Origin of the sequence: Nonomuraea sp. NPDC048882 (assembly GCF_040649755.1) — a bacterium.
Classification (GTDB): Bacteria; Actinomycetota; Actinomycetes; order Streptosporangiales; family Streptosporangiaceae; genus Nonomuraea; species Nonomuraea maheshkhaliensis.
The window spans coordinates 1-26,790 of record NZ_JBEZGB010000039.1; the positions used below are offsets into that span (position 1 = coordinate 1).

Here is a 26,790-nt window from a genome sequence, read left to right on the forward strand (position 1 = left end):
CATCCAGACCAGCCGATTCACCACACCCGCATGCGGCACCACCACCCCCTTCGGCCGCCCCGTCGAACCCGACGTGAACATCACATAAGCCGCATTCGCGCCCGTCAGCACACCGCCACGCTCCTCAGCGGTCAACCTCTGACCAGACAGAGCCATCAGCTCCGCCGGATCCAGCACGACCTCCCCACGCAACCCCCCAGCCGACGAAGTGATCACACATCCCGCCCCGGCCTGCTCCACCAGGTACGCCTTCCGTTCATCCGGATAATCCGGATCCACCGGCAGATAAGCAGCCCCCGCCTTCAACACCCCCAGCAACGCGACGACCAGATCAACCCCACGCTCCAAACACACCCCCACCACCGACTCCACCCCGACACCACGCCCCACCAACAACCGAGCCACCCGATTCGCCCGCGCGTCCAGCTCGGCGAACGACACCTCCACCCCCTCCCCCACCACCGCCACCGCATCGGGCGACCGAAAGACCTGCGCCTCGAACAACCCTGCCAACGACCCCGCCGACACCTCCGCACCCGTGTCGTTCCACTCCTCCACCACCAGCCGCCGCCCAGCCTCATCGAGCACATCCACCCCGCTCAACGGCAGCTCCGGATCTCCGGTGACCGTCTCCAGCACCCGAACCAGCCGATCCGCCAGCGCCTCCACCGACTCCCGCTCGAACAGGTCCGCCGCCGCCACCAACGACCCACGCACGCCGGCCGGCGCCCCGGAGGCGTCCACGGCCTCAGCCAGCCCCAGTTCCAGATCGAACTTGGCGGCCGCCGCCACGGGCTGCCCGGCGGCCGACACTCCGGGCAGGTCCAGGGCCGCCGTGCCGGTGTTCTGCACCGTCAGCATCACCTGGAACAGCGGGTGCCGGGCCATCGACCGCGCCGGCGCCAGCTCCTCGACCAGCCGCTCGAACGGCACGCCGTGCTGCTCGAAGGCCGCCAGCCCGGTTTCCCGCACCCGGCTCAGCAGCTCGCGGAACGTCGGGTTCCCCGACAGATCGGTGCGCAGGACCAGGGTGTTCACGAAGAACCCGACCAGTTCCTCCAACGCCTCGTCGTCACGTCCCGCGTGGGCGGCACCGATCGGCAGGTCTGTGCCGGCGCCGAGCCGCGACAGCAGCACCGCCAGCGCGGCCTGAATCACCATGAACGTGGTCACGCCCTCGGCCCGCGCCAGCTCCACCAGCCGCGCGTGCACCCCGGCCGCGACCTCGACCGGCACACTGTGCCCCCGGTAGGACGCCACTGCCGGGCGCGGCCGATCCACCGGCAACGCCAGCTCCTCCGGCGCCCCCGCCAACGCCTCCCGCCAGTAGGCCAGCTGCCCGGACAACACGCTCTCCGGGTCCCGCTCGTCCCCCAGCAGCTCGCGCTGCCACAACGCGTAGTCCGCGTACTGCACCGGCAACGGCTCCCACCCAGGAGCGCGCCCCTCGCAACGGGCCGCGTACGCCGCCGAGACATCCCGCCCCAGCGGCCCCATCGACCACCCATCACCGGCGATGTGATGCACGACCACCACCAGCACGTGCTCATCCGCCCCCACCGAGAACAACCACGCCCGCACCGGCACCTCGGCCGACAGATCGAACGCGTACCCCACAGCCGCACCGACCGCCGCGTCCAGCTCCTCGGGCGCCACCTCGACCGCCGCCAGCTCCCATTCCAGCTCCGCCATCGGCACCACCCGCTGGTACGGCTCCCCCTCCACCTCGGGAAAGACCGTCCGCAACACCTCATGCCGCGCGATCACGTCCCGCAACGCCGCTCCCAGCGCCACGCCATCGACCTCGCCGCCGAGCCGCAGCACGGCGGGAATGTTGTACGTGGGACTCGGCCCCTCCAACTGCCCGAGGAACCACACCCGCCGCTGCGCGAACGACAGCGGCACCCGTTCCGGCCGCTGTTCCGCCGCCCGTACGCCGCGCCGGGCCGCACCTGCGTTGCCGAGCCGACTCGCCAGCCCCGCCACCGTCGGCTCCTGGAACAGCAGCCGCAGCGGCACCTCGACCCCGAGCACCGTCCGCACCCGGCTGATCAGCCGCACCGCGAGCAGCGAGTGCCCGCCGAGGGCGAAGAAGTCGTCGTCCACCCCCACCTCGGGCAGCCCCAGCACGTGGGCGAAGATCCCGCAGAGCAGTTCCTCGCGCGGCGTGGCGGGGGCCCGGCGGCGCAAGCCGGCCGTGCGGCCGGGGGCGGGCAGCGCCTTGCGGTCCACCTTCCCGTTGGCGGTCAGCGGCAGCGTGTCGAGGACCATAATGATCGACGGCACCATGTACGCGGGCAGCTCGCGAGCGACGTGCTCACGCAGCTCCAGGCCGTCCGGCTGCCCGCCGGGGGCCGGGACGACGTACCCGACCAGGTATGGGCCGCCGGCCGCGTCGTCGCGTACGGCCACCGACGCGCGCGCCACCAGCTCGTGCCGTTCGAGCACGGCCTCGATCTCGCCCAGCTCGATCCGGAACCCGCGCACCTTGACCTGGTCGTCGGTCCGGCCCAGACATTCGAGCGTGCCGTCGGGCCGCCATCGTGCCAGGTCGCCCGTCCGGTACATGCGGTCGCCGTCCGGGCCGAACGGGGCGGCCACGAACCGCTCCGCGGTCAGACCTGGCCGGCGCAGGTAGCCGCGGGCGAGCTGGGCGCCCGCCAGGTAGAGCTCCCCCGCGACCCCGGCGGCGACGGGGCGCAGCTGTCGGTCCAGTACATAGGCGCGCGTGTGGGCGAACGGCCGCCCGATCGTCACCGGCCCGTCCATCACCCGGGCGGACGTCGCCCAGACCGTCGCCTCGGTGGGCCCGTACAGGTTCGCGGCCCATGCCTTCATGCCGGTGATGCGCGCGGCCAGCTCGCCGGGCAGCGCCTCACCGCCAACGAGCATCCGCACGTCACACGGCCACTCGCCGGCGTCGAGCAGCGCCCGCCACAGGGACGGCACCGCCTGCATGACCGTCGCGCCACGTTCCCTGACCAGCTCCAGCAGAGCGCCCGGTTCCCGTACGGTCTCCCTGGCCGCCAGCACCACCCGTGCCCCGCTCACCAGCGGCAGGAACAACTCCAGCGCCGCGATGTCGAACGACACCGTCGTCACCGCCACCATCCGATCGTCCACGCCGAGCGGCACCCGCTCGGCGGCGGCGCGCAGGTGGTTGACCAGGGCCCGATGCGAGATCACGACCCCCTTGGGCCGGCCGGTGGAGCCCGAGGTGTAGATGACGTACGCCGGATGCTCCGGCAACGGCCCACCGGTCGCAGGGGCAGGAATGGCAGTGGCGGGCTCGGTGAGGTGGGGCCGCTGCGTGGAGGGTGGGTCGCCTGCGACGAGGGTCGGGACGGGCGACGGGGGCAGGGTGGGGGCGGTCGTGGGGGAGGTCAGGACGAGAATCGGTGCGGCGTCGCGCAGCATGGCGGTGATCCGCTCGGCCGGGTACTCGACGTCCACCGGCAGGTACGCGGCCCCGGACTTCAGCACCGCCAGCAGGGCCACGACCAGTTCGGCGTCCCGTTCCATCGCGACCGCGACCACCGACTCCGGACCGGCGCCCCGCTCACGCAGCACATGGGCGAGCCTGTCTGCGTGCGCGTCCAGCTCGGCGTAAGTCAGCTCCATGCCGTCGGAGACGACCGCGATCCGGGTAGGTGTCCTGACCGCCTGCGCCGCCACCAACTCCGGCAGGGTCGTGCCGGAGACGTCGGCCGTGCCAGGGGTGCCGGGGGTGCCGACAAAGCCGGGCGTGCCGGACGTGCCGACCACGCCAGGTGTGCCGGGGGTGCCGGGCGTGCCGGCGACGGTATCGGTGGCCGTGTCGGGGGCGGTGGCGTTCCATTCGTGCAGGATTCGGTGGAGGTCGTCCTCGCCGAGGGCGTTGATGGCCCCGAGCGGCACGTCGGGGCCGCCGTTCAGAGCGTCCTCCAGGGCGGCGGCGAGGTTCTCCGTGGCGGTGCGGAGCAGCCTTCCGACGGCCTCCGGGTCGATGGGCGCCACCGCGTCCACGGTCAGCGCGAGCCCGTCTCCGTCGTCCTCGACCGCGACGCCGAGCGGGTAGTTGGTGCGCTCGCGAGCAAGCAGCAACCGAATGCCGTCGAGCCCTCCCCCGCCACCGCTGTTCCCGGTGTCGCCGCCCCTGCCGGTTTCACCGCGGGCGGTGTTGTGGCGGTAGTTGAGGAATGACGTGAACAGCGGGGTGTCCGCGGAAACGCCGCTGGCCTGCTGGGCGAGCGCGAGAGGCGCATGCTCGTGCTCCATCAGCCGGGCGAGCTGCCCGCGCAGTTCCGACACGGCCGCGAGCACGGTCAGCTCGTGCGTGCGCACCCGTACCGGCAGAGTGTTGATGTACGGGCCGGGAACCTGGCCGGCGCCGGTGCCGGCGTGCATGCGGCCGAACAGGACGGTGCCGAAGACGACGTCGTCGCGGCCCGACACCGCGGCCACCACCCGGGCCCAGGCCACGTGCAGGAGCGTCGCGGTGCTGACCCCGAGCCGCCTGGCGACCGCGCGCAGCCGCCGCTGTGCCTTGTCGGGGAACGCCACGACCCGGCGTACCACGTCGCTCCCGTCGCCCCGCGCGTCCACCAGCCCGAACGGCGCGGTCGGCTCGGTGACGTCGCCGAGCAGGCCGGCGAAGTGGCGTTCGTGGGCCGCGCGGTCCGCGGCGTCGCGCGACCGTGCCACGAAGTCGCGGAACGGCCGGGGCTCGGGCAGCTCGTCACCACGTCCGGACAGGAACGCGAGGATCTCGGCGAGCAGCACTTCCAGCGCCATGTGGTCCTGCACCATGTGATGCACCCTGGCCAGCGCCAGCCATCGGCCCTCTGGTGTGGGGGCGGTGTGCACGGTGATCATGGGGGCGCGGGTGAGGTCCATGCTCTGCCCGGCCTGCGCCACGAGCCGTTCGGCCGGGTCGCCCGGCCCGTCCGGCAAGGTCACCCGTTCGACCGGGACGGTGGCGTGCCGCCGGACGACCTGCACCGGTTCGCGCAGCCCGGCCCAGACGATGGAGGTGCGGTAGATGTCGTGCCGGTCCACCACGCGCTGCAACGCGTCGAGGAAGGCGTCGAGCCGGTCGCGGGAGTCGAACTCCAGCACCGTCGGCATCACGTACGCGTCCCTGCCGCCGTCCTCCGCCAGCAGGTGGTGGAAGAGCAGGCCCTCCTGGAGGGGCGCGAGCGGGTAGACGTCGGCAATGTCGGCCGCGCCGCCTTCGACGGTCGCCGTGATCCGGTCGATCTCGTCGGTGGTCAGGTCCACCAGGGGCAGCATGTCCGGGGTGATCGCGGTGGCGCCGGGCGGGATGAGGTTGGGCGGCACCGCGGTCCGTTCCGCGCCCGTCGTGGCGGCCAGGCCCGCGGGGGTCGGGGTCTCGAAGAGGGCGCGTACGGGGACGTCGATGCCCTGGGCGCGCAGCCGTTCCGCCAGGCGGATGGCCAGCAGCGAGTGGCCGCCGAGCGCGAAGAAGTCATCCTCGGCGCCGACGCTCGCCAGGCCGAGGACGTCGGCGAACGCGGCGCACACCAGCTCCTCGCGCGGGTCGGCGGGGCCGCGTCCGGTGGCGGCGAGCGCGGTGAGGTCCGGCATCGGCAGGCTCTTGGTGTCTATCTTGCCGTTCGGGGTCAGCGGCAGCTCGTCGAGGGTCACCAGCGCGGCCGGAACCATCGACTCGGGCAGGTGCCGGCGGACGAACTCCTTCAGCTCGGCCGCGTCGACGACGGCTCCGGGCGCCGGCACCACGTACGCGACGAGCCGGCGGTCGGGGGCTGGCTTGTCGCCGGTACGGGAGACGATGACGAGCTCGCCGGCCGGCGTCCAGCGGGCACGGTGGCCTGTGACGTAGAGGACGGTTCCGTCGGAGGTGAACGGGTTCGCCACGAATCGTTCCGGCCGCTGCCCGGACGCGGCCACGTACAGGTCGCCGGTCACGCCGATCGGGGTGGGGGTGAGGTGCTCGTCCAGCACGTACGCGCGGGTGGCCAGGGGGCGCATGTCGTCGGGGACGGGGACGGTGGCCGAGGCGACCTTGTTCCACTCCGTGAGGACGCGGCGCCGTTCGACGGGGTCGAGCACGTCCACCGCGCTCGTCCGGACACCGGGGTCGGCGCTCACCTGGTGCAGCACCCGGGCCAGCCGGGCGGCGAGCGCGGCGACGCCGCCGCGGTCGAAGACGTCGGCGGCGGCGGTGACGACACCACGCATCCCGGCGGGCGCGCCGGCGGCGTCGAACAGCTCACCGAACGACACCTCCAGATCGAACTTCGCCCCCAAAGCCCCCTGGGCCCCGGGCGATCCACCTGTCACCCCGCCGTCCTGGGTGGCGGGGTTCGGGGTGGTGGGTTCGTCCATGACGGTTTTGGTGACGTTCTGCACGGTGAGCATCACCTGGAACAGCGGGTGCCGGGACAGCGAGCGCGCCGGTGCCAGCTCCTCGACGACCTTCTCGAACGGCACGTCCTGGTGTTTGAACGCGGCCAGGTCCGTCGCCCGCACCCGGGTCAGGACCTCGGTGAACGTGGGGTCCCCCGACAGGTCCGTACGCAGGACCAGGGTGTTGACGAAGAAGCCGACCAGGTCGTCCAGGGCTTCGTCGGTGCGGCCCGCGACGTCCGTGCCGATCGGCAGGTCGGTGCCCGCGCCGAGCCGGGACAGCAGGACGGCCAGCGCGGCCTGCAGCAGCATGAACACGGTCACGCCCTCGGCCCTGGCCACCTGGACCAGCCGCCGGTGGACGTCGGCGGGGAGCTCCAGGCGTTCGCTGATGCCCTGGTAGGACGCCACCGGAGGGCGGGGGCGGTTGAAGGGCAGCGTCAGTTCCACCGGCGCGCCGGCCAGGGTCTCGCGCCAGTAGGCGAGCTGGTGGGACATGACGCTGTCCGGGTCCGTCTCGTCGCCGAGCAGTTCGCGCTGCCACATCGTGTAGTCGGCGTACTGGACCGGCAGCGGCTGCCACTCCGGCGCCCGGCCCGCCGACCGGGCGGCGTAGGCCACCGAGACGTCCCTGGTCAGCGGGCCCATCGACCAGGCGTCGCCGGCGATGTGGTGCAGCACCACGGCGAGCACGTGCCGGTTCTCGCCGCAGCGGAAGAGCCAGGCGCGGATCGGGATCTCGCGGGCCAGGTCGAAGATGTGGGCGGAGGCCGCGGCCAGCGCGTCGTCCAGGTCCGCCTCGGCCACGTCCACGGCCGGCAGCGTCCAGGTCAGCTCGGCGGACGGGATCACCCGCTGGTACGGCTCGCCGTCCACGGTCGTGACCACCGTGCGCAGGGCCTCGTGCCGGCCGATCACGTCGAGGAGGGCGGCTTCGAGCGCGGCGTGGTCGGTCCGGCCCGGCAGGGGGCGGATGATCGGGATGTTGTAGGTGGCGCTCGGACCCTCCAACTGGCCGATGAACCACAGGCGGCGCTGCGCGAACGACAACGGGATCATCAGGACTCCTCTCCCGCGCTCATGGGCCGCAACGCCGGCCGGGGCCGCCGACCCACCTGCCCGCCGTCGTTCGTGCCGGTCCCTCCGTCTGCTCCGGTCCTGTCGGCCCCGCTGTCTGCTCCGGTCCTGTCGATCCCGCCGTTCGGGCCGGTCCCGAAGGTCGTGCCCTTCTCGTCCGTCCTGTCGGTCTCGTCGGGGAGGCGGCGGGCGAGGCCGGCCGGGGTGGGGGCGTCGAACAGCGCCGCGAGGTCGGCTTCCACGCCCAGCACGGTCCTGATCCGGCTCATCAGCCGCACGGCGAGCAGCGAGTGTCCGCCGAGCGCGAAGAAGTCGTCGTCAACGCCGACCCTCTCCAGCCCGAGGACCTGGGCGAACGCCTCGCACAACCGCTCTTCCCGAGCGTCGGCCGGCGCCCGCCCCGCGCCGGACGTGTATTGGGGAGCGGGGAGCGCACGGCGGTCGAGCTTGCCGTTGACGGTCAGCGGCAGCGCATCGAGTACGACCACCGCGGCGGGCACCATGTGCGCCGGCAACCGCTCGGCCACAAACCGCCTGACGGTGTCCGGCAACGCGTCTCCGGCGGTCGCGCCCCCGGTGGGTGCGCCGCTGGGAGTGGCGCTCGTGACGTAGGCCACCAGGCGGAGATCGCCCGGTGTGTCCTCGCGGGCGATCACCGCCGCCTGCCCGACCTGCGGGCAGCTGGCCACCACGGCCCGTACCTCGTCGGGTTCGATGCGGAAGCCGCGGAGCTGCACCTGGTCGTCGGCGCGGCCGAGGAAGACGAGGTGGCCGTCGGCGGTCCAGCGGGCGCGGTCGCCGGTCCGGTACATGCGCGTGCCGGGCCTCCCGAACGGGCAGGCCACGAACCGGCCCGCGGTCAGCGCCGGCTGTCCGAGGTAGCCGCGGGCGAGCTGGCCGCCGGCCACGTACACCTCGCCGACAGTGCCCGGGGGCACCGGGCGCAGCCGTTCGTCCAGGACGTACACGCTCAGCCCGGGGAGGCCGCGGCCGACCACGCTGCCCCGACCACCGTCGTCCGGGCTGAGCTCGTGGCAGGTGACGTGGACGGTGGTCTCGGTGATGCCGTACATGTTCACCAGGCGCAGACCATCGGCGGTGCCGTGGCGTTCCCACCAGCCGGTCAGCCGGCCCGGGTCCAGCGCCTCGCCGCCGAACACCACCGCACGCAGCGCGGCGACCGCTTCCGGACGGCGCTCCTCGACGGCCATGAGCTGGTAGAACGCCGACGGCGTCTGACTCAGCACGGTGACGCGTTCGCGTTCGAGGAGGGCGAGGAACTTCTCCGGCGACCGCGACACCGCGTACGGCACCGTCACGACGCGCCCGCCGTGCAGGAGCGCGCCCCACAGCTCCCACACCGAGAAGTCGAACGCGGCCGAGTGGAACCAGCTCCACACGTCGCCGGGCCCGAAGCCGAACAGCGGGCGGGTCTGCGCGAACAGGCCGGTGACGTTGGCGTGGGTGACCGTCACCCCCTTGGGGCGGCCGGTCGAGCCTGAGGTGTAGATGACGTACGCGGGATGGTCAGGGGCGAGCGTCCGTCGTTCCGTGGCGACGGGCGCGCCGGAGTCGGCGGGGTCGGCGGGGTCGGTCACGGGCAGGCGCGGCACGTCGTCAGGGAGCCGGTCGCCGAGGGCGTCGGCGCTGATGACGTACGCGGCCCCGCCGTCGGCCAGCGCGTACGCGATCCGCTCGGCCGGGTACGCCGGGTCCACCGGCAGGTACGCGGCCCCGGCCTTGAGCACGCCGAGCGCGGCCACGACCAGGTCGATCCCGCGCTCCAGGCAGATGCCGATCACCGACTCCGGCCCGGCGCCCTGCCGGATCAGCCGCCTGGCCAGCCGGTTGGCGCGCGTGTCGAGCTCCGCGTACGTCACCGTGACGCCGCCGGACACGAGGGCGACCGCGTCCGGGGTGCGGGCGGCCTGCGCCTCGAACAGTTCCGGCAGCGTGGCGGGTTCCGCCGGGGCCGGGGCGGTGTTCCACTCGGTGAGCAGGCGGTGGCGTTCGTCCGGTTCGAGCAGGTCGACCGATGCGAGCCGGGCCCGGGTGTCGGCGAGGAGCAGGTCCAGCAGGCCGATCAGGCGAGCCGCCAGGCGGGCGACCGAGGCCGGCTCGAACAGGTCGGCGGCCCCGATGAGCGTTCCGCGCACGCCCACGGGCTCGCCCTCGGAGCCGAAGGTCTCGACGAGGCGCAGGTCCAGGTCGAACTTCGCGGCGGGCGCGCCGGCGGACAGCTCGCCGGTGCGGGTGCCGGGCAGTTCCAGGGTGGCTTCTGCGGTGTTCTGCAGCGTCAGCATCACCTGGACGAGGGGGTGCCGGGCGCGGGACCGGGCCGGGGCGAGCTCTTCCACGAGTCGTTCGAACGGCACGTCCTGGTGGGCGAGGGCCTGGAGGCTCGTCCGGCGTACGCGGGCGAGCAGGTCCTGGAAGGTCGGGTCGCCGGACAGGTCGGTGCGGAGCACGAGGGTGTTGATGAAGAAGCCGACCAGGTCGTCGAGGGCTTCGTCGGTGCGTCCGGCGTTGGCCGTTCCGATCGGGATGTCGGTGCCGGCACCGAGTCGTGACAGCAGGACGGCCAGTGCGGCCTGGACGACCATGAACGTGGTCACGCCCTCGTCCCTGGCCACCTGGGTCAGGCGGGCGTGCAGGTGGGCGGGGATCTCGACCGGGACGCCGTGGCCCCGGTGCGAGGCCAGGAGCGGGCGGGGGCGGTCGGCCGGCAGTTCCAGCTCTTCCGGTGCGCCGGCCAGGGTTTCGCGCCAGTATGCGACCTGCTGGGAGATCACGCTGCCTGGGTCGCTCTCGTCGCCGAGGAGTTCCCGCTGCCACAGCGCGTAGTCGGCGTACTGGACCGGGAGCGCGTCCCACTCCGGAGCTCGCCCTTCGCGGCGCGCCGCGTACGCCACCGAAACGTCCCGAGCCAGAGGTGCCCGTGACCAGCCGTCACTGGCGATGTGGTGGATCACCACCACCAGGATCCGCTCCTCAGGCCCGTCCTCGATCAGCCAAGCCCGGATCGGCGCCTCCGAGGCAAGATCGAAGGCGTATCCGACCAAAGAGTCCAGGTCCTCGCGGGCCGCCGGGCCCAGTTCCCACGCCAGCTCGTCGGTTCCGAGAATGCGCTGGTAGGGCTCGCCGTCGGCGACCGGGTACACCGTCCGCAGCACCTCGTGCCGCTCGACCACGTCCCGCAACGCCGCCCCGAGCGCTGCGGCGTCCACGTCGCCGTGCAGCCGGAGCACGATCGGGATGTTGTAGGTGGCGCTGGGGCCGTCGAGCTGGCCGATGAACCACAACCGCCGCTGGGCATAGGACAGGGGCACTCGCTCCGGCCGTGGTACGGGGGTGAGCGGGAGGCGGGCGGTGCCGGCCGCATCCAGCCGAGCGGCCAGCGCGGCCACCGTCGGGGCCTCGAACAGCTCCGACAGCGCCAGCTCCACCCCCACCAACGCCCTGACCCGGCTGACCAGCCGCACCGCCAGCAACGAGTGGCCTCCGAGGGCGAAGAAGTCGTCGTCCACCCCGACGCTGTCGAGGCCGAGCACTTCGGCGAAGGCCGCGCACAACGCCTCCTCGCGAGCATCGGCCGGGCCACGCCCCGATCCGGCCGCGTACTGGGGAGCGGGCAGCGCCTTGCGGTCGAGCTTGCCGTTCGCCGTCAGCGGCAGCGCCTCCAGCGCCACCACCGCCGCCGGCACCATGTACTCCGGCAACCGCCCCGCCGCATACCCCAGCACCGCCTCCTCGGCCCCATCCCCAGCCGGAACCACGTAAGCGACCAGCCGAGCGTCACCGGGAACGTCCTCGCGGGCGATCACCGCCACCTGGGCCACCAGCGGATGCGCCGACAGCACCGCCGCCACCTCGCCCGGCTCGACCCGGTATCCACGGATCTTCACCTGATCGTCCACTCGCCCGAGGAACATCAACTGGCCGTCAGCCGACCACCGCACCCGGTCCCCAGAGCGATACATCCGCTCACCCACCTCGAACGGGCAGGCCACGAACCGCTCCGCCGTCAGACCCGCACGTCCCACATAACCGCGCGCCACCTGAGCACCCGCGATATACAACTCACCCGCCACGCCCGCAGGCACCGGACGCAACCACTCATCCAGCACGAACAACCGGCAATTCGCGATCGGCCGCCCAATCGGCACCGACTCTCCAACGTCAACCCCCGCCTCGTAGACACAGCACCCGACAACCGTCTCCGTGGGGCCGTACTCGTTCACGATCACCGACCCCGGAGACCGCTCCAGCCACGACCGCACCACCGCACCTGACAGGGCCTCGCCACCCACCACCCACGTCCGCGCCACATCCACCGGCACCGTCTCGGCCAGCAGACTTAGATGCGCGGGGACGACCTTGACTAGGCCCAACCCCGGCGACAGCACCTCCGACAGCCCTTCGACGCCGCCCTGAGCGCTGACCATCACCGCGGCGCCCGACACCAACGGCACCCACAAACTCGTCACCGACAAGTCGAACGCCACCGACGAATGCAACGGCGCACCCCCACCCACCCCATAAGCGCCCGAAGCCCACTTCACGTAGTTCGCCAAACCCGCCTGCGTCACCGCCACACCCTTCGGCCGGCCCGTGGACCCGGACGTGTAGATGACATAGGCGACCTGATCACCACGCAACTCCCGGGCGGGCCGCACCGCCGGTGCACCCGACAGTCGCAGCCCCATCAGGACGTCATCCACCACCAGCACCCGCCCACGCCCCGCCGGCAACTCATCCGCGACCTCACCACTGGTCACCGTCAACACCGCACCACAATCCGCCAGCACGAACGCCACCCGCTCCACCGGCTGACCCGGATCAACCGGCACAAACCCCGCCCCCGCCTTCCACACCGCCAACAACGCCACCACCAAATCCACCCCACGATCGAGACACACCCCCACCAAAGACTCCGCCCCCACCCCCTCACCGATCAGCACATGCGCCAGCCGATTCGCCCGCTCCTCCACCTCCCCATACGAAACCTCCACACCACCCACAGAAACCGCCACCGCACCCGGATCCTGCGCCTCGAACAACTCCACCACCGACAACCCACCAAGATCAACAGCGGTGTCGTTCCACTCCTCCACCACCCGCCGCCACTCACCCACATCAAGCACGTCAACCGCTTCGACCCGAGCCTGCGGATCGGCGACGAGCAGTTCCAGCACCCGAACGAGCCGCCCCGCGATCCCGCTGACCGACCCCGGATCGAACAGGTCGGCCGCCCCGATCACGGATCCACGCACTCCAGCAGGCGCCCCCTGCGCGTCGAAGACCTCACCGAGCCGTACCTCCAGGTCGAACTTGGCCACGGACGTCCCACCCGGCAGCCCGCCCGCCCGCACGCCGGGCAGTTCCAGCACGGCCTCCGCCAGGTTCTGCAGGTCGAGCTGCACCTGGAACAGCGGATGCCGGGCGCGTGACCGGCTCGGGGCGAGTTCTTCCACGAGTCGTTCGAACGGCACGTCCTGGTGGGCGAGGGCCTGGAGGCTCGTCCGGCGCACCCGGGCGAGCACGTCCTGGAAGGTCGGGTCGCCGGACAGGTCGGTCCGCAGCACCAGCGTGTTGATGAAGAAGCCCACCAGATCGTCGAGGGCCTCGTCGGTACGTCCCGCGTTGGCCGTTCCGATCGGAATGTCGGTGCCCGCCCCGAGCCGCGACAGCAGCACCGCCAACGCCGCCTGGACCACCATGAACGTGGTCACCCGCTCCGCCTTCGCCACCTCGGCCAGCCGGGCGTGGACGTGGGCCGGGATCTCGATCGGCACGCTGTGCCCCTGGTGCGAGGCCGCCGCCGGGCGTGACCGGTCGGCGGGCAGTTCCAGCTCCTCCGGGATGCCGGCCAGGGCCTCCCGCCAGTACGCCATCTGCCGGGCGACGAGACTGTCCGGATCGTCCTCGTCACCGAGCAGTTCCCGCTGCCACAAGGCGTAGTCCGCGTACTGGACCGGCAGAGCGTCCCACTCAGGAGCCCGCCCGGCACACCGCGCCGCATAAGCCACCGAAACGTCCCGAGCCAGCGGCGCCCGCGACCACCCGTCACTGGCGATGTGGTGGATCACCACCACCAGGATCCGCTCCTCAGGCCCGTCCTCGATCAACCAGGCCCGGATCGGCGCCTCCGAGGCCAGGTCGAAGGCGTATCCGACCAGGGAGTCCAGGTCCTCGCGCGCCGCCCGGCCCAGCTCCCACACCAGCTCGTCAGCCGCCAACACCCACTGGTACGGCTCCCCGTCGGCGACCGGGAACACCGTCCGCAGCACCTCATGCCGTACGACCACGTCCCGCAACGCCGCCCCCAGCGCCTCGGCGTCCACCTCCCCCGACAGCCGCAACACGATCGGCACGTTGTAGGTGGCGCTCGGCCCCTCAAGCTCCCTGATGAACCACAACCGCCGCTGCGCGTACGACAGCGGCACCCGCTCCGGCCGCTCGACCGCCGTCAGCGCAAGGCGGGCCGCCCCCACGTCGCCCAGGCCGGCGGCCAGCCCGGCCACCGTCGGGGTCTCGAACAGGGCCCGGATCTCGATCTCGACGCCGAGCAGCGCGCGGATGCGGCTGACCAGGCGGACGGCGAGCAGCGAGTGCCCGCCGAGCTCGAAGAAGTCGTCGTCAACGCCGACCGCGGGCACGCCCAGCACCTCGGCGAACGCCGCGCACAGCGCCTCCTCCCGCGCGTCCGCCGGGCCACGACCGGCACCGGCCGCGGCGGCGTGGTCGGGGGCGGGCAGGGCGTGGCGGTCGAGCTTGCCGTTGGCGGTCAGCGGCAGCGCGTCCAGCACCACCCAGGCCGAGGGGACCAGATGGTCGGGCAGGCGATCGGCGGCGAACCGGCGCGCCACCGGCGGGAGATCCGAGGCGTTCTCCGAATCGTCGGGCACGAGATAGCCCACAAGACGGACGTCGCCGGGGGCTTCCTCCCGTGCGATCACGGCCGCCTGGCTCACCCCCGGACAGGCGGCCAGGGCCGCGGTGACCTCACCCGGCTCCACCCGGAAACCACGGATCTTCACCTGGTCGTCCACCCGGCCGGCGAACAACAACTCGCCACCGGCGCTCCAGCGGGCGCGGTCGCCGGTGCGGTACATGCGTCCGCCGCCGAACGGGCAGGCCACGAACCGTTCGGCCGTCAGCCCAGGACGCCCCAGATACCCGCGAGCCACCTGCGCACCCGCGACGTACAGCTCGCCCGTGACACCCGGTGGCACCGGAGCCAGGTATTCGTCCAGCACGTGGAAGGCGGTGTTGGCCACCGGCGTGCCGACCGGCGCGACTCCACCACCGCTCAACCGGGTGGTGGCGACGCCGATCGTGGTCTCGGTCGGGCCGTAGTGGTTGAACACCGCGCAACCACGCTCGCCGGCCTCCTCCAGCAACCGCGCCAGCCAGTCAGGAGCAGCCGCCTCACCACCCAGGACCAGCGCGCGAGCAGGCAGCAGACCAGGGCCCATCGCCGCCAGGTGGGAGGGCACCATCTTCACGAAGTCGATCTCCCGCTCGACCAGCAACGCCCGCAGCGCGTCCGGGTCGGTGGCCGCCTCCTCGGCCATGACGTGCAGCTCTCCGCCCAACGTGAGCGCGGCGAAGACGATCGTGTTGCCCAGGTCGGTCGCCTGCCCCTGCACCAGGGCGAACCGGCCACCGTCCAGCTCCAGCCGCTCCGGCACAGAAGCCACATAGTTCGCCAAAGCCGCCTGACTGACCTGCACACCCTTCGGCCGCCCGGTCGAACCCGACGTGTAGATGACGTAGGCCGTCTGACCGCCGTGCACGACCCGCTCGGGCCGGGCCGGAGAAGCCATCGACAGGCGCAACGCGGTGAAGGTGTCGTCCAGCACCAGCATCCGGGCATGACCCGCCGGCAGCTCGTCCGCGATCTCCTCACTGGTGACGGTCAGCACCGCACGACTGTCAGCGAGCAGGTACGCGATCCGCTCCACCGGCTGACGCGGATCGATCGGCACATAAGCGCCACCGGCCTTCCACACCGCCAGCAACGCCACCACCAGCTCGACGCCCCGATCCAGGCACACCCCCACCACCGACTCGGCCCCCACCCCCTCACCGACCAGGACATTCGCCAGCCGATTGGCCCGCTCATCCAGCTCGGCGTACGTGACCCCCTCACCGTCAGGAGCCACCACCGCGACTGCCCCGGGCCTGCGCGCGACCTGCGCCTCGAACAGCTCCACCGCCGGCGTCGCAAGCCCGTCGGCCGCCGTACGGTTCCACTCCGAAAGGGCCCGGTGCTCGTCCGGCCCCAGCAGGTCGACGCCGCTCACCCGGGTGCCGGGATCTCCGCTCACCATGTCCAGCACCCGCACCCAGTAACGCATGATCCGCTCGGCCCACACCGGATCGAACAGATCCGCCGCCACCGTCACCGACCCCCGCACCCCGGCCGGAGCCCCGTCGGCGTCGAACGCCTCGCTCACCATCACGTCGAGGTCGAACTTGGCCGCGGTACGCCCGCTCCCCGCCGCCGGAGCCGGTCCCGTCCGCACGCCGGGCAGGTCCAGCACCGCTTCGATGGTGTCCTGCTTGGTCAGCACCACCTGGAAGAGTGGGTGCCGCGCCATCGACCGCGACGGGGCCAGCTCCTCCACCAAGCGCTCGAACGGCACGTCCTGATGCGCGAACGCCGCCAGACTGCGCTCCCGCACCCGCCCGAGCAGCTCGCGGAACGCCGGATCGCCGGTCAGGTCAGCCCGTACGACCAGTGTGTTGACGAAACACCCCACCAGATCATCGAGCGCCACGTCCGTACGACCGGCGTTCGCCGACCCGATCGGAATGTCCGTCCCCGCACCGAGCCGCGACAGCAACACCGCCAAGGCCGCCTGCAACACCATGAACACGGTCACGCCCTCGGCCCGCGCCACCTCCACCAGCCGCGCGTGCATCTCAGCCGGGACCGCCAGCGGCACACTGTGCCCCCGATGCGAGGCCAGCGCCGGACGCGGCCGGTCGAACGGCAACCCAAGCTCCTCCGGCGCACCAGCCAGGGTGTCCCGCCAGTAGGCCATCTGAGTGGCGATGAGGCTGTCCGGATCGTCCTCGTCGCCCAAAAGCTCCCGCTGCCAGAGCGCATAGTCGGCGTACTGAACGGGCAGCGCGTCCCACTCGGGTGCCCGCCCTTCCCGGCGCGCCGCGTACGCCACGGAGGCGTCCCCGGCCAGCGGAGCCATGGACCAGCCGTCACCGGCGATGTGGTGCACGACGACCACCAGCACGTGCTCGTCCCCGCCGGCGTCGAGCAGCCAGGCTCGGATCGGCACCTCGGAGCCCAGGTCGAAGGCGTGCCCGACCGCGGCGTCCAGGTCCTCGATCGTTCCCCTGACCGGCTCCCAGGTCAGCTCGTCCGGGGTCAGGACCCGCTGGTACGGCTCGCCGTCCGCGACGGGGAAGACCGTGCGCAGCACCTCGTGCCGCTCGATCACGTCGCGCAGCGCCGCGCCCAGCGCGTCGAGGTCCACGTCGCCGCCGAGCCGCAGCACGATCGGCACGTTGTAGGTGGCGCTCGGGCCTTCGAGCCGGTTGAGGAACCACAGCCGGCGCTGCGCGAACGACAGCGGCACCCGTTCGGGACGCCGCCCGGGGGTGAGCGGCAGGCGAGCGGTGCCGGCGTCGTCGAGCCGGGCCGCCAGCGCGGCCACCGTCGGCGCCTCGAACAGGGCCCGCAACGGCAGCTCCACGCCCAGCACCGACCGGACCCGGCTGACCAGCCGCACCGCCAGCAGCGAATGCCCGCCGAGGGCGAAGAAGTCGTCGTCGGCCGCCACCTGCGGCAGCCCGAGCACCTGCGCGAACACGCCGCACAGCAGCTCCTCGCGGGCGTCGGCCGGCCCTCGTCCCCTGGCGGCACCGTACTCGGGCGCGGGCAGCGCCGCGCGGTCCAGCTTGCCGCTGGTGGTCACGGGCAGCGCGGACAGGGTCACGATCGCGGCCGGCACCATGTATGCGGGCAGCCGCTCGGCCGCCATGGCCCGTACCGGCTCGGCCGGGTCCGTGCCCGCCTCCCTCGGGACGACGTAGCCGACCAGCCGCCGGTCTCCCGGAACGTCCTCGCGGACCACGACCGCCGCCTGCGCCACCAGCGGATGGGCGGCCAGCACCGCCCGCACCTCGCCCGGCTCGATGCGGAAGCCGCGGATCTTCACCTGGTCGTCGGAGCGGCCGGCGAACACCAGGCGGCCCGCCTCGTCCCAGCGCACCCGGTCGCCGGTCCGGTACATCCGGCCGCCGGCCGGGCCGAACCGGTCGGCCACGAACCGTTCCCCGGTCAGTCCCGGGCGTCCGGCGTAGCCGCGCGCCACCTGCGGCCCGGCCAGGTAGAGCTCGCCCGGCACGCCGGGCGGCACCGGCGACAGCCACTCGTCCAGCACGTAGGCGCGCACGTTGAGCCGCGGCCCGCCGATCGTCACCGCGTGCCCGGGGGCCAGGTCGTCGGTCAGCGTCGCGCACACCGTGACCTCGGTCGGCCCGTACGCGTTGACCAGCCGCCGCCCCTCGCCCCAGCGCGCCACGAGGTCGGCGCCCAGGGCCTCGCCGCCGGCCACCAGCGTGCGCACTCCGGCCAGCTCCGCCGTGCCCATCACGCCCAGGAGTGAGGGCGGCACCAGCAGGTGCGACACCCCGAACCGGCGAACCACATCGGCCAGCCCGGCCCCCGGCAGCAGGTTCGCGGCGTCGGCCACCACCAGGCAGCCGCCCGACCAGAGCGCCGCCAGCAGTTCCCAGCAGGCCGCGTCGAACCCGGGCGACGCGAACTGCAGCACCCGGTCGCCCGGCCCGCTCTCCCAGCCGCCGGCCGCGAGCAGGTTCACCGCGCCGCCGTGGGTGACCACCACGCCCTTGGGCCGCCCGGTCGAGCCCGAGGTGTAGATGACGTACGCCGCGGAGCCCGGCCCGAGCCGGCCCCGCTCGGCCTCGTCCAGCGGGCCGCCCGGCAGGCCGGCCAGCTCCGCGACCACGGCCGAGTCGTCCACGACCACCCGCGCCGGCCCGTCCTGCAGCCGATCCGTCAGCTCGCGGGAGGTCACGACGTGCGCCGCTCCCGCGTCCGCCAGCGCGTACGCGATCCGCTCGGCCGGGTACGCCGGGTCCACCGGCAGGAACGCGCCGCCGGCCTTGAGCACGCCGAGCACCGCGACCACCCAGGCCGCGCCCCGGTCCAGGCAGACGCCCACCACGGACTCCGCCCGCACACCCCGCGCCACCAGGGAGCGGGCCAGCCGGTTCGCCCGTTCGTCCAGCTCGGCGTACGAGAGCTCGACGCCGTCCCCGACGACCGCCAGGGCGCCGGGCGTGCGCCTGGCCTGCGCCTCGAAGAGCTCCACCAGGGACGAGCCGGCCGCCTGGCCCACCGTGTCGTTCCACGTCTCCAGCACCTGCCGGCGTTCCCCGGCGTCGACGACGTCCACGGCGCTCAGGCGGGTGCGCGGCTCAGCGACCAGCAGGGCGAGCACGCGCGTCAGGCGTTCGCTCAGCCGCTCGGCCGAGGCCCGGTCGAAGAGGTCGGCGGAGGCCACCAGCGACCCCCGCACGCCCGCGGGCCCGCCCTGGGCGTCGAACGCCTCACCGAGCAGCACCTCCAGGTCGAACTTGGCCACCGGAGCGCCGGCCGCCATCCGCCCGGCCCGCACGCCGGGCAGGTCGAGCCGGGCCTCGCCGGTGTTCTCCAGGGTCAGCATCACCTGGAACAGCGGGTGCCGGGCCATCGACCTGGCCGGGGCCAGCTCCTCGACCAGCCGCTCGAACGGCACGTCCTGGTGCGCGAACGCGGCCAGGCTACGCTCGCGCACCCGGCCCAGCAGGTCGCGGAAGGCCGGGTTGCCGGACAGGTCGGTGCGCAGGACAAGGGTGTTGATGAAGAAGCCGACCAGGCTGTCTAGGGCTTCGTCGGTGCGTCCGGCGTTGGCCGTTCCGATCGGGATGTCGGTGCCGGCACCGAGCCGGGACAGCAGGACGGCCAGTGCGGCCTGGACGACCATGAACGTGGTCACGCCCTCGTCCCTGGCCACCTGGGTCAGGCGGGCGTGCACGTCGGCCGGCACCTCGATCGGCACCGTGTGCCCGCGATAGGAGGTCACCGCCGGACGCGGCCGGTCGACCGGCAGTTCCAGCTCTTCCGGCGCGCCGGCCAAAGTTTCGCGCCAGTACGCGACCTGCTGGGAGATCACGCTGCCGGGGTCGCTCTCGTCGCCGAGAAGTTCCCGCTGCCAGAGCGCGTAGTCGGCGTACTGGACCGGCAGAGCGTCCCACTCAGGAGCCCGCCCGGCACATCGCGCCGCATAAGCCACCGAAACGTCGCGAGCCAGCGGCGCCCGCGACCAACCGTCACTGGCGATGTGGTGGATCACCACCACCAGCACCCGCTCGTCCTCCGCCCCTGACAACAGCCAGGCTCGGATCGGCACCTCGGACGACAGGTCGAAGGCGTGTCCCACCGCCTCGTCCAGGTCCTCGACCGTTCCCCGGCCCAGTTCCCACGCCAGCTCGTCGGTCCCGAGAATGCGCTGGTAGGGCTCGCCGTCGGCGATCGGGAAGATCGTCCGCAGCACCTCGTGCCGCTCGACCACGTCCCGCAACGCCGCACCCAGCGCCTCGGCGTCCACGTCGCCGTGCAGCCGGAGCACGATCGGGATGTTGTAGGTGGCGCTCGGCCCCTCAAGCTCCCTGATGAACCACAACCGCCGCTGCGCGTACGACAGCGGCACCCGCTCCGGCCGTACTGCGGGGGTGAGCGGAACGCGGGCCGAGCCGGCCGCATCCAGCCGAGCGGCCAGCGCGGCCACGGTCGGGGCCTCGAACAGCTCCGACAGCGCCAGCTCCACCCCCACCAGCGCTCGCACCCGGCTGACCAGCCGCACCGCCAGCAACGAGTGGCCTCCGAGCGCGAAGAAGTCGTCGTCCACCCCGACGCTCTCCAGGCCGAGCACCTCCGCGAACGCCCGGCACAGCAGTTCCTCCCGCACCGTCGCCGGGGCCCGCCCGCCGCCCGCACCGTGCTCGGGAGCGGGCAGGGCCTTGCGGTCGAGCTTGCCGTTCGCCGTCAGCGGCAGCGCCTCCAGCGCCACCACCGCCGCCGGCACCATGTACTCCGGCAGCCGTTCTGCCGCGTAGCCGCGCAGGACGTCCGGCAGTCCTTCCGCGCCCACCGCGTACGCCACCAGCCGGACGTCACCGGGAACGTCCTCGCGGGCGATCACCGCCACCTGGGCCACCAGCGGATGCGCCGACAGCACCGCCGCCACCTCGCCCGGCTCGACCCGGTAACCGCGGATCTTCACCTGTTCGTCGGTCCGGCCGAGGTACTCCAGGTTTCCATCGGCGTTCCAGCGGGCGAGGTCGCCGCTGCGGTACATGCGGGCGCCGGGCTCGAACGGGCAGGCCACGAACCGCTCCGCCGTCAGACCCGCACGTCCCACATAACCGCGCGCCACCTGAGCACCCGCGATATACAACTCACCCGCCACACCCGCAGGCACCGGACGCAACCACTCATCCAGCACGAACAACCGGCAGTTGGCGATCGGCCGCCCGATCGGCACCGACTCTCCAACGTCAACCCCGGCCTCGTAGACACAGCACCCGACAACCGTCTCCGTGGGGCCGTACTCGTTCACGATCACCGACCCCGGAGACCGCTCCAGCCACGACCGCACTACAGCGCCTGACAGGGCTTCTCCGCCCACCACCCAGGTCCGCGCCACATCCACCGGCACCGTCTCGGCCAGCAGACTTAGATGCGCGGGGACGACCTTGACTAGGCCCAACCCCGGCGACAGCACCTCCGACAGCCCTTCGACGCCGCCCTGAGCGCTGACCATCACCGCGGCGCCCGACACCAACGGCACCCACAAACTCGTCACCGACAAGTCGAACGCCACCGACGAATGCAACGGTGCGCCATCACCCACCCCATAAGCGCCTGAGGCCCACTTCACGTAGTTCGCCAAGCCCGCCTGCGTGACCGCCACACCCTTCGGCCGGCCCGTGGACCCGGAGGTGTAGATCACGTAGGCGACCTGATCACCACGCAACTCGCGGGCGGGCCGCATGGCCGGCACCCCAGCCAGCCGCAACCCCATCAGGACGTCATCCACCACCAACATTCGCCCACGACCGGCCGGCAGCTCATCCGCGACCTCACCACTGGTCACCGTCAACGCCGCACCACAATCCGCCAGCACGAACGCCACCCGCTCCACCGGCTGACCTGGATCAACCGGCACAAACGCCGCACCCGCCTTCCACACCGCGAGCAGCGTCACGACCAGATCCACTCCGCGATCCAGACACACCCCCACCACCGACTCCGGCCCCACCCCCTCACCGATCAGCACATGCGCCAACCGATTCGCCCGCTCCTCCACCTCCCCATACGAAACCTCCACACCACCCACAGAAACCGCCACCGCACCCGGATCCTGCGCCTCGAACAACTCCACCACCGACAACCCACCAAGATCAACAGCGGTGTCGTTCCACTCCTCCACCACCCGCCGCCACTCACCCACATCAAGCACGTCCACATCGCCCAGCGCCGGCTCGGCCCCGCCGTCCAACGCCGTCTCCAGGGCGGACACCAGGTTGGCCGTGGCCGTGCGGACCAGCCGCGTCACCGCGCCGGGGTCGATGGGGGCGACGGCGTCCACGGTCAGCGTCAGCGTGTCGCCGTCGTCGTTGACGGCCACGGCCAGCGGGTAGTTGGTGCGGTCGTGCGTGTAGACGGTGCGGATGCCCTCGATGCGGTGCGCGGACGGGTCGCCGGCGGAGCCGGGGTCGCGCCGGTAGTTGAAGAACGAGGTGAACAGGGGCGTGTCGCCGGCGACGCCGCCGGCCCGCTGGGCGACGGACAGGGAGGCGTGCTCGTGCTCCAGCAGCTCGCCGAGCTGGTCGCGCATGGCCGACACGGCGGCCAGGACGCCGGGCTCGCCGGTGCGCACCCGTACCGGAAGGGTGTTCATGAAGGGGCCGGGCACGCGGTCGGAGCCCACGCCGGCGTTCATCCGGCCGAACAGCACGGTGCCGAAGACGACGTCGGTGCGGCCGCTGACGGCGGCGAGTGCCCTGGCCCAGGCCACGTGCATGACGGGGGCCGGGCTGACGCCCATGCGGAGCGCGGCGGCGCGCAGCCGGGCGGTCAGGTCGGGGGCCAGGCCGAGCTCCGCCCGTACGACGCCGGCGCCGTCGCCGCGGGCGTCGGTCACCCCGTAGGGCGCGGTCGGCTCGGTGACGTCGCCGAGCAGCGCGGCGAAGTAGCGCGCGTGCCCGTCCTCGTCGTCGCCGCCCCGGGCCTGGGCGACGAAGGTGCGGAACGGGAGCGGCTCGGGCAGGGTGTCGCCGTGCCCGGTCAGGAAGGCGCGGACCTCGTCGAGCAGGACCTCCTTGGCCGTGTGGTCCTGCACCATGTGGTGGATGCGGAGCAGCGCCAGCCACTTGCCGGTGCCGGGCGCGGCGGCCGTGTGCACCCTGATCAGCGGCGCGCGGCCCAGGTCCATCGACGGCCCGCCGGCCGCCACCAGCTCGGCCACCGGGTCCGGGCCGGCCGGGTCGAGGGTCACCTGCTCGACGGGAAGGGCGGCGCGCCGCCACACGACCTGTACGGGTTCGCGTAGCCCGTCCCAGACGATCCCGGTTCTGAGGATGTCGTGGCGGTCCACCACGCGCTGCAACGCGTCGAGGAAGGCGTCGAGCCGGTCCCGGGTGTCGAATTCGGCGACCGTCGGCAGCGCGTACGCGTCGTCGCCCCCGCCGGCGAGCAGGTGGTGGAAGAGCAGCCCTTCCTGGAGCGGGGCCAGCGGGTAGACGTCGGCGACGTTGGCCGCGCCGCCCTCGACGGTGGCCGTGATCCGGTCGATCTCGTCGGTCGTCAGATCCACCAGGGGCAGCATGTCCGGGGTGATCTCGGTCGCGCCGGGTGGGATGAGGTTGTCCGGCACCGCGACCGGCGCAGCGCCCGACGACCAGGCGATCCCGGCCGGGGTCGGTGACTGGAACAGCGCCCGCACCGACACCTCGACGCCCCGCTCGCGCAGCCGTTCGACCAGGCGGATGGCCAGCAGGGAGTGGCCGCCGAGGGTGAAGAAGTCGTCGTCCACGCCGACGCTGTCGAGGCCGAGCACCTCGGCGAACGCGGCGCAGACGAGCTCCTCGCGGGCGTTCGCGGGGCGGCGGCCGGCGCCGGTGGCGTACTCGGGGGCGGGCAGCGCCTTGCGGTCGAGCTTGCCGTTCGGGGTCAGCGGCAGGTCGTCCAGGACGACCACGGCCGACGGGACCATGTACTCGGGCAGCCGCCCGGCCGTGAAGCCGCGCACGTCCTCGGGCAGGCAGGGCTCGCCGGCGGCGGGCACCACGTAGGCGACCAGGCGGGTCTCGCCGGGCGTGTCCTCGCGGGCGACCACCGCCGCCCGCGCCACCGCCGGGTGGGCGGCGACGGCGGCCTGCACCTCGCCCGGCTCGATCCGGAAGCCGCGCACCTTGACCTGCTCGTCGGCGCGCCCGGCGAACACCAGCTCCCCGTCCCCGGTCCACCGCACCAGGTCACCGGTGCGGTAGAGCCGCTCGCCGGTCGCGAACGGCGAGGCCACGAACCGCTCCGCGGTCAGCGCCGAGCGGCCCACGTAGCCGCGGGCGACCTGCGCGCCGGCGATGTAGAGCTCGCCCGCCACGCCGGGAGCCACCGGCTCCAGGTAGTCGTCCAGCACGAACATGCGGGTGTTGGCCAGCGGCCCGCCGAACGGCAGCACGCCGTTCCCGTCGGGGTCCACCCGGCCGGCCGCGGTGATCACGGTGGCCTCGGTCGGCCCGTACGCGTGGACGAGCCGGCGCTCCCGCGCCCAGGTCCGCGCCAGGCCGGGCGGCATGTGCTCGGAGCCTACGACCATCGACTCGACGCCGGCCAGGTCGCCCGTCTCCAGGACCGCGAGCAGCGAGGGCACGACGCTGGCCGAGCGCACCCCGGCCGTCTCGACGAGCGCGCGCAGCAGGGCCGGCTCCGCACGTTCCGCCGCGCCGGCCACGACCAGCGTGCCGCCGCGGGCCAGGGTCACCGCCACGTCCAGCACCGACGCGTCGAACGTGAACGACGCGAACTGCAGCACCGGCACGCCCGGGCCGACGTCCATCAGCGGCCCGAACACCGAGACGAGGTTCGCGAGGGACGCGTGCTCGACCGCCACGCCCTTGGGCCGCCCGGTCGAGCCTGAGGTGTAGATGACGTACGCCAGCTCGCCGGGCAGGGTCCGCTGCGGGAGTTCGGTGGCGGGGCGGGCGTCCAGGCGCGGATCGTCGAGGCGTACGACGTGGGCGGCGCCGAGCCGATCGGCCACCTCCGCCCCGTCGCTGACCAGCACGCGCACGCCGCTGTCGGCGACGGCGAAGGCCAGCCGGTCGGCGGGGTGGGCGGGGTCGAGCGGCACGTAGGCGGCGCCCGCCTTCCACACGGCGAGGATCGCGGTCACGATGCCGGCGCCGCGCGGCAGGCAGAGCCCGACGACGGATTCCGGGCCGACGCCGAGGGCGGCGAGGTGGTGGGCGAGCCGGTCGGCCCGCGCGTCGAGCTCGGCGTACGTCGTCGTCTCGCCCTCGTGCACGACCGCGGCCGCGCCGGGGGTGCGCGCCGCCTGGGCCGCGAACAGCTCCGGCACCGTCGCGGGCGGGATCTCCCCGTCCGTGGCGTTCCAGTCGACGAGCAGCTTGCGGCGCTCGTCCTGGCTGAGCACGACCGTCTCGCTCAGCCGGGTCTCCGGCTCGGCGACGACCGTCTCGATCACGCGCCGCAGCCGCTCGGCGAGCAGCGCGGCCGACTCCGCCGTGAACACGTCGGCGGCCACGATCACCGAGCCGCGCAGCCCGGCGGGCGCGCCGTCGGCGTCGAACAGCTCGCCGGCGCTGACCTCGACGTCGAACCGCGACACCGCGCCGCCACCGCCGCCACCACTGCCGTCGCCGTCACCGCCACTGGCGCTCGGAGCCTCGGCGACGCCGCCGGCGCGCACGCCCGGCAGGTCGACGGCCGCCTGCGCCACGTTCTGCACGGTGAGCAGTACCTGGAACAGCGGGTGACGGGCCAGCGAGCGGTTCGGCGTCAGCTCCTCGACCAGCTTCTCGAACGGCAGGTCCTGGTGGGAGAAGGCCGACAGGTCCGTCTCCCGCACCCGCGCGAGCACCTCGCGGAAGGCGGGGTCGCCGGACACGTCGGTGCGCAGGACGAGCGTGTTGACGAAGAAGCCGACCAGGTCCTCCAGCGCGACGTCGGTGCGCCCGGCCACCACCTGGCCGATCGGGATGTCGGTGCCGGCGCCCAGCCGCGACAGCAGCACCGCGAGTGCCGCCTGCATCACCATGTACGTGGTGACGCCCGCGCCGCGCGCCACCTCCGCCAGCCGTGCGTGCGTGTCAGGCGGCAGCTCGAACGGGGCACTGTGCCCCTGGTGCGTGGCGACCGGCGGGCGCGACCGGTCGAACGGCAGCGCCAGCCCCTCCGGCGCGCCGGCCAGCGTCTCCCGCCAGTAGGCGAGCTGGCGCGCCATGACACTGCCCGGGTCGTTCTCGTCGCCGAGCAGCTCGCGCTGCCAGAGGGTGTAGTCGGCGTACTGGACGGGCAGCGGCTTCCAGTCCGGCGCCCGCCCCGCGCACCGGGCGGCGTAGGCCACGGAGACGTCGCGGGCCAGCGGGCCCTTCGACCAGCCGTCGCCCGCGATGTGGTGCAGCACCACGGCCAGCACGTGATCGTCCTCGCCCGCCGAGAACAGCCAGGCCCTGATCGGCACCTCGGCGCCCAGGTCGAAGGCGTGCTCCAGCACCTCGCCGGCCGGTCCGGCCAGGTCGGCGGACGGGGGCACCTCGACGAGGGTGAGGTCCCAGTCGAGGTCGTCCATGCCGAGGATGCGCTGGTACGGCTCGCCGTCGGCCACGCCGATCACCGTGCGCAGCACCTCGTGCCGTTCCAGGACGTCGCGCAGCGCGGCGGCCAGCGCCTGCTTGTCCACCCGGCCCGTCAGCCGCAGCGCCACCGGGATGTTGTAGGTCGCGCTCGGGCCCTCAAGGCGCTCGATGAACCACAACCGGCGCTGTGCGAATGACAACGGAATCATCAAGACCCCTTTTGCTCACGTTGCCCAGTGACGTTCTCGGGGCGGGCGGAAATGCCGCCGAAACGAAATTCAGCGGATCAGTGAATCGGTAGATCGGTGAATCTGTGAGTCGGCGAATCGGCGCGGAAAAACGGGCGGGGTGGCGAAAGTGCGCATCACCGGCCCGAGCAGTGCCGTTTTCGCCACGGCCCACTATGGCCTACGCCTCGGCGGA

At 73.0% G+C, this 26,790-nt stretch carries 2 protein-coding genes; both read right to left on the reverse strand.

The features are described 5' to 3' along the window. Window positions 1–7,428, reverse strand: a 7,428-nt coding sequence (locus AB0C27_RS55450; RefSeq protein ID WP_357863293.1) for an amino acid adenylation domain-containing protein, incomplete at its 3' end; no start/stop codon positions are given. Next, the gene (locus tag AB0C27_RS55455; RefSeq protein WP_357863296.1) at window positions 7,428–26,576 is read right to left on the reverse strand and encodes a non-ribosomal peptide synthase/polyketide synthase; all 19,149 of its coding nucleotides are present in this window, start codon (window positions 26,574–26,576) and stop codon (window positions 7,428–7,430) included. The genes AB0C27_RS55450 and AB0C27_RS55455, both read right to left, overlap by 1 nt. Between the last annotated feature and the right edge of the window lie 214 nt (window positions 26,577–26,790).

Bases quoted from the DNA above. Each gene is read 5' to 3' on its own strand.
- AB0C27_RS55455 (WP_357863296.1), bottom strand. From the start codon at position 26,576: ATGATTCCGTTGTCATTCGCACAGCGCCGGTTGTGGTTCATCGAGCGC.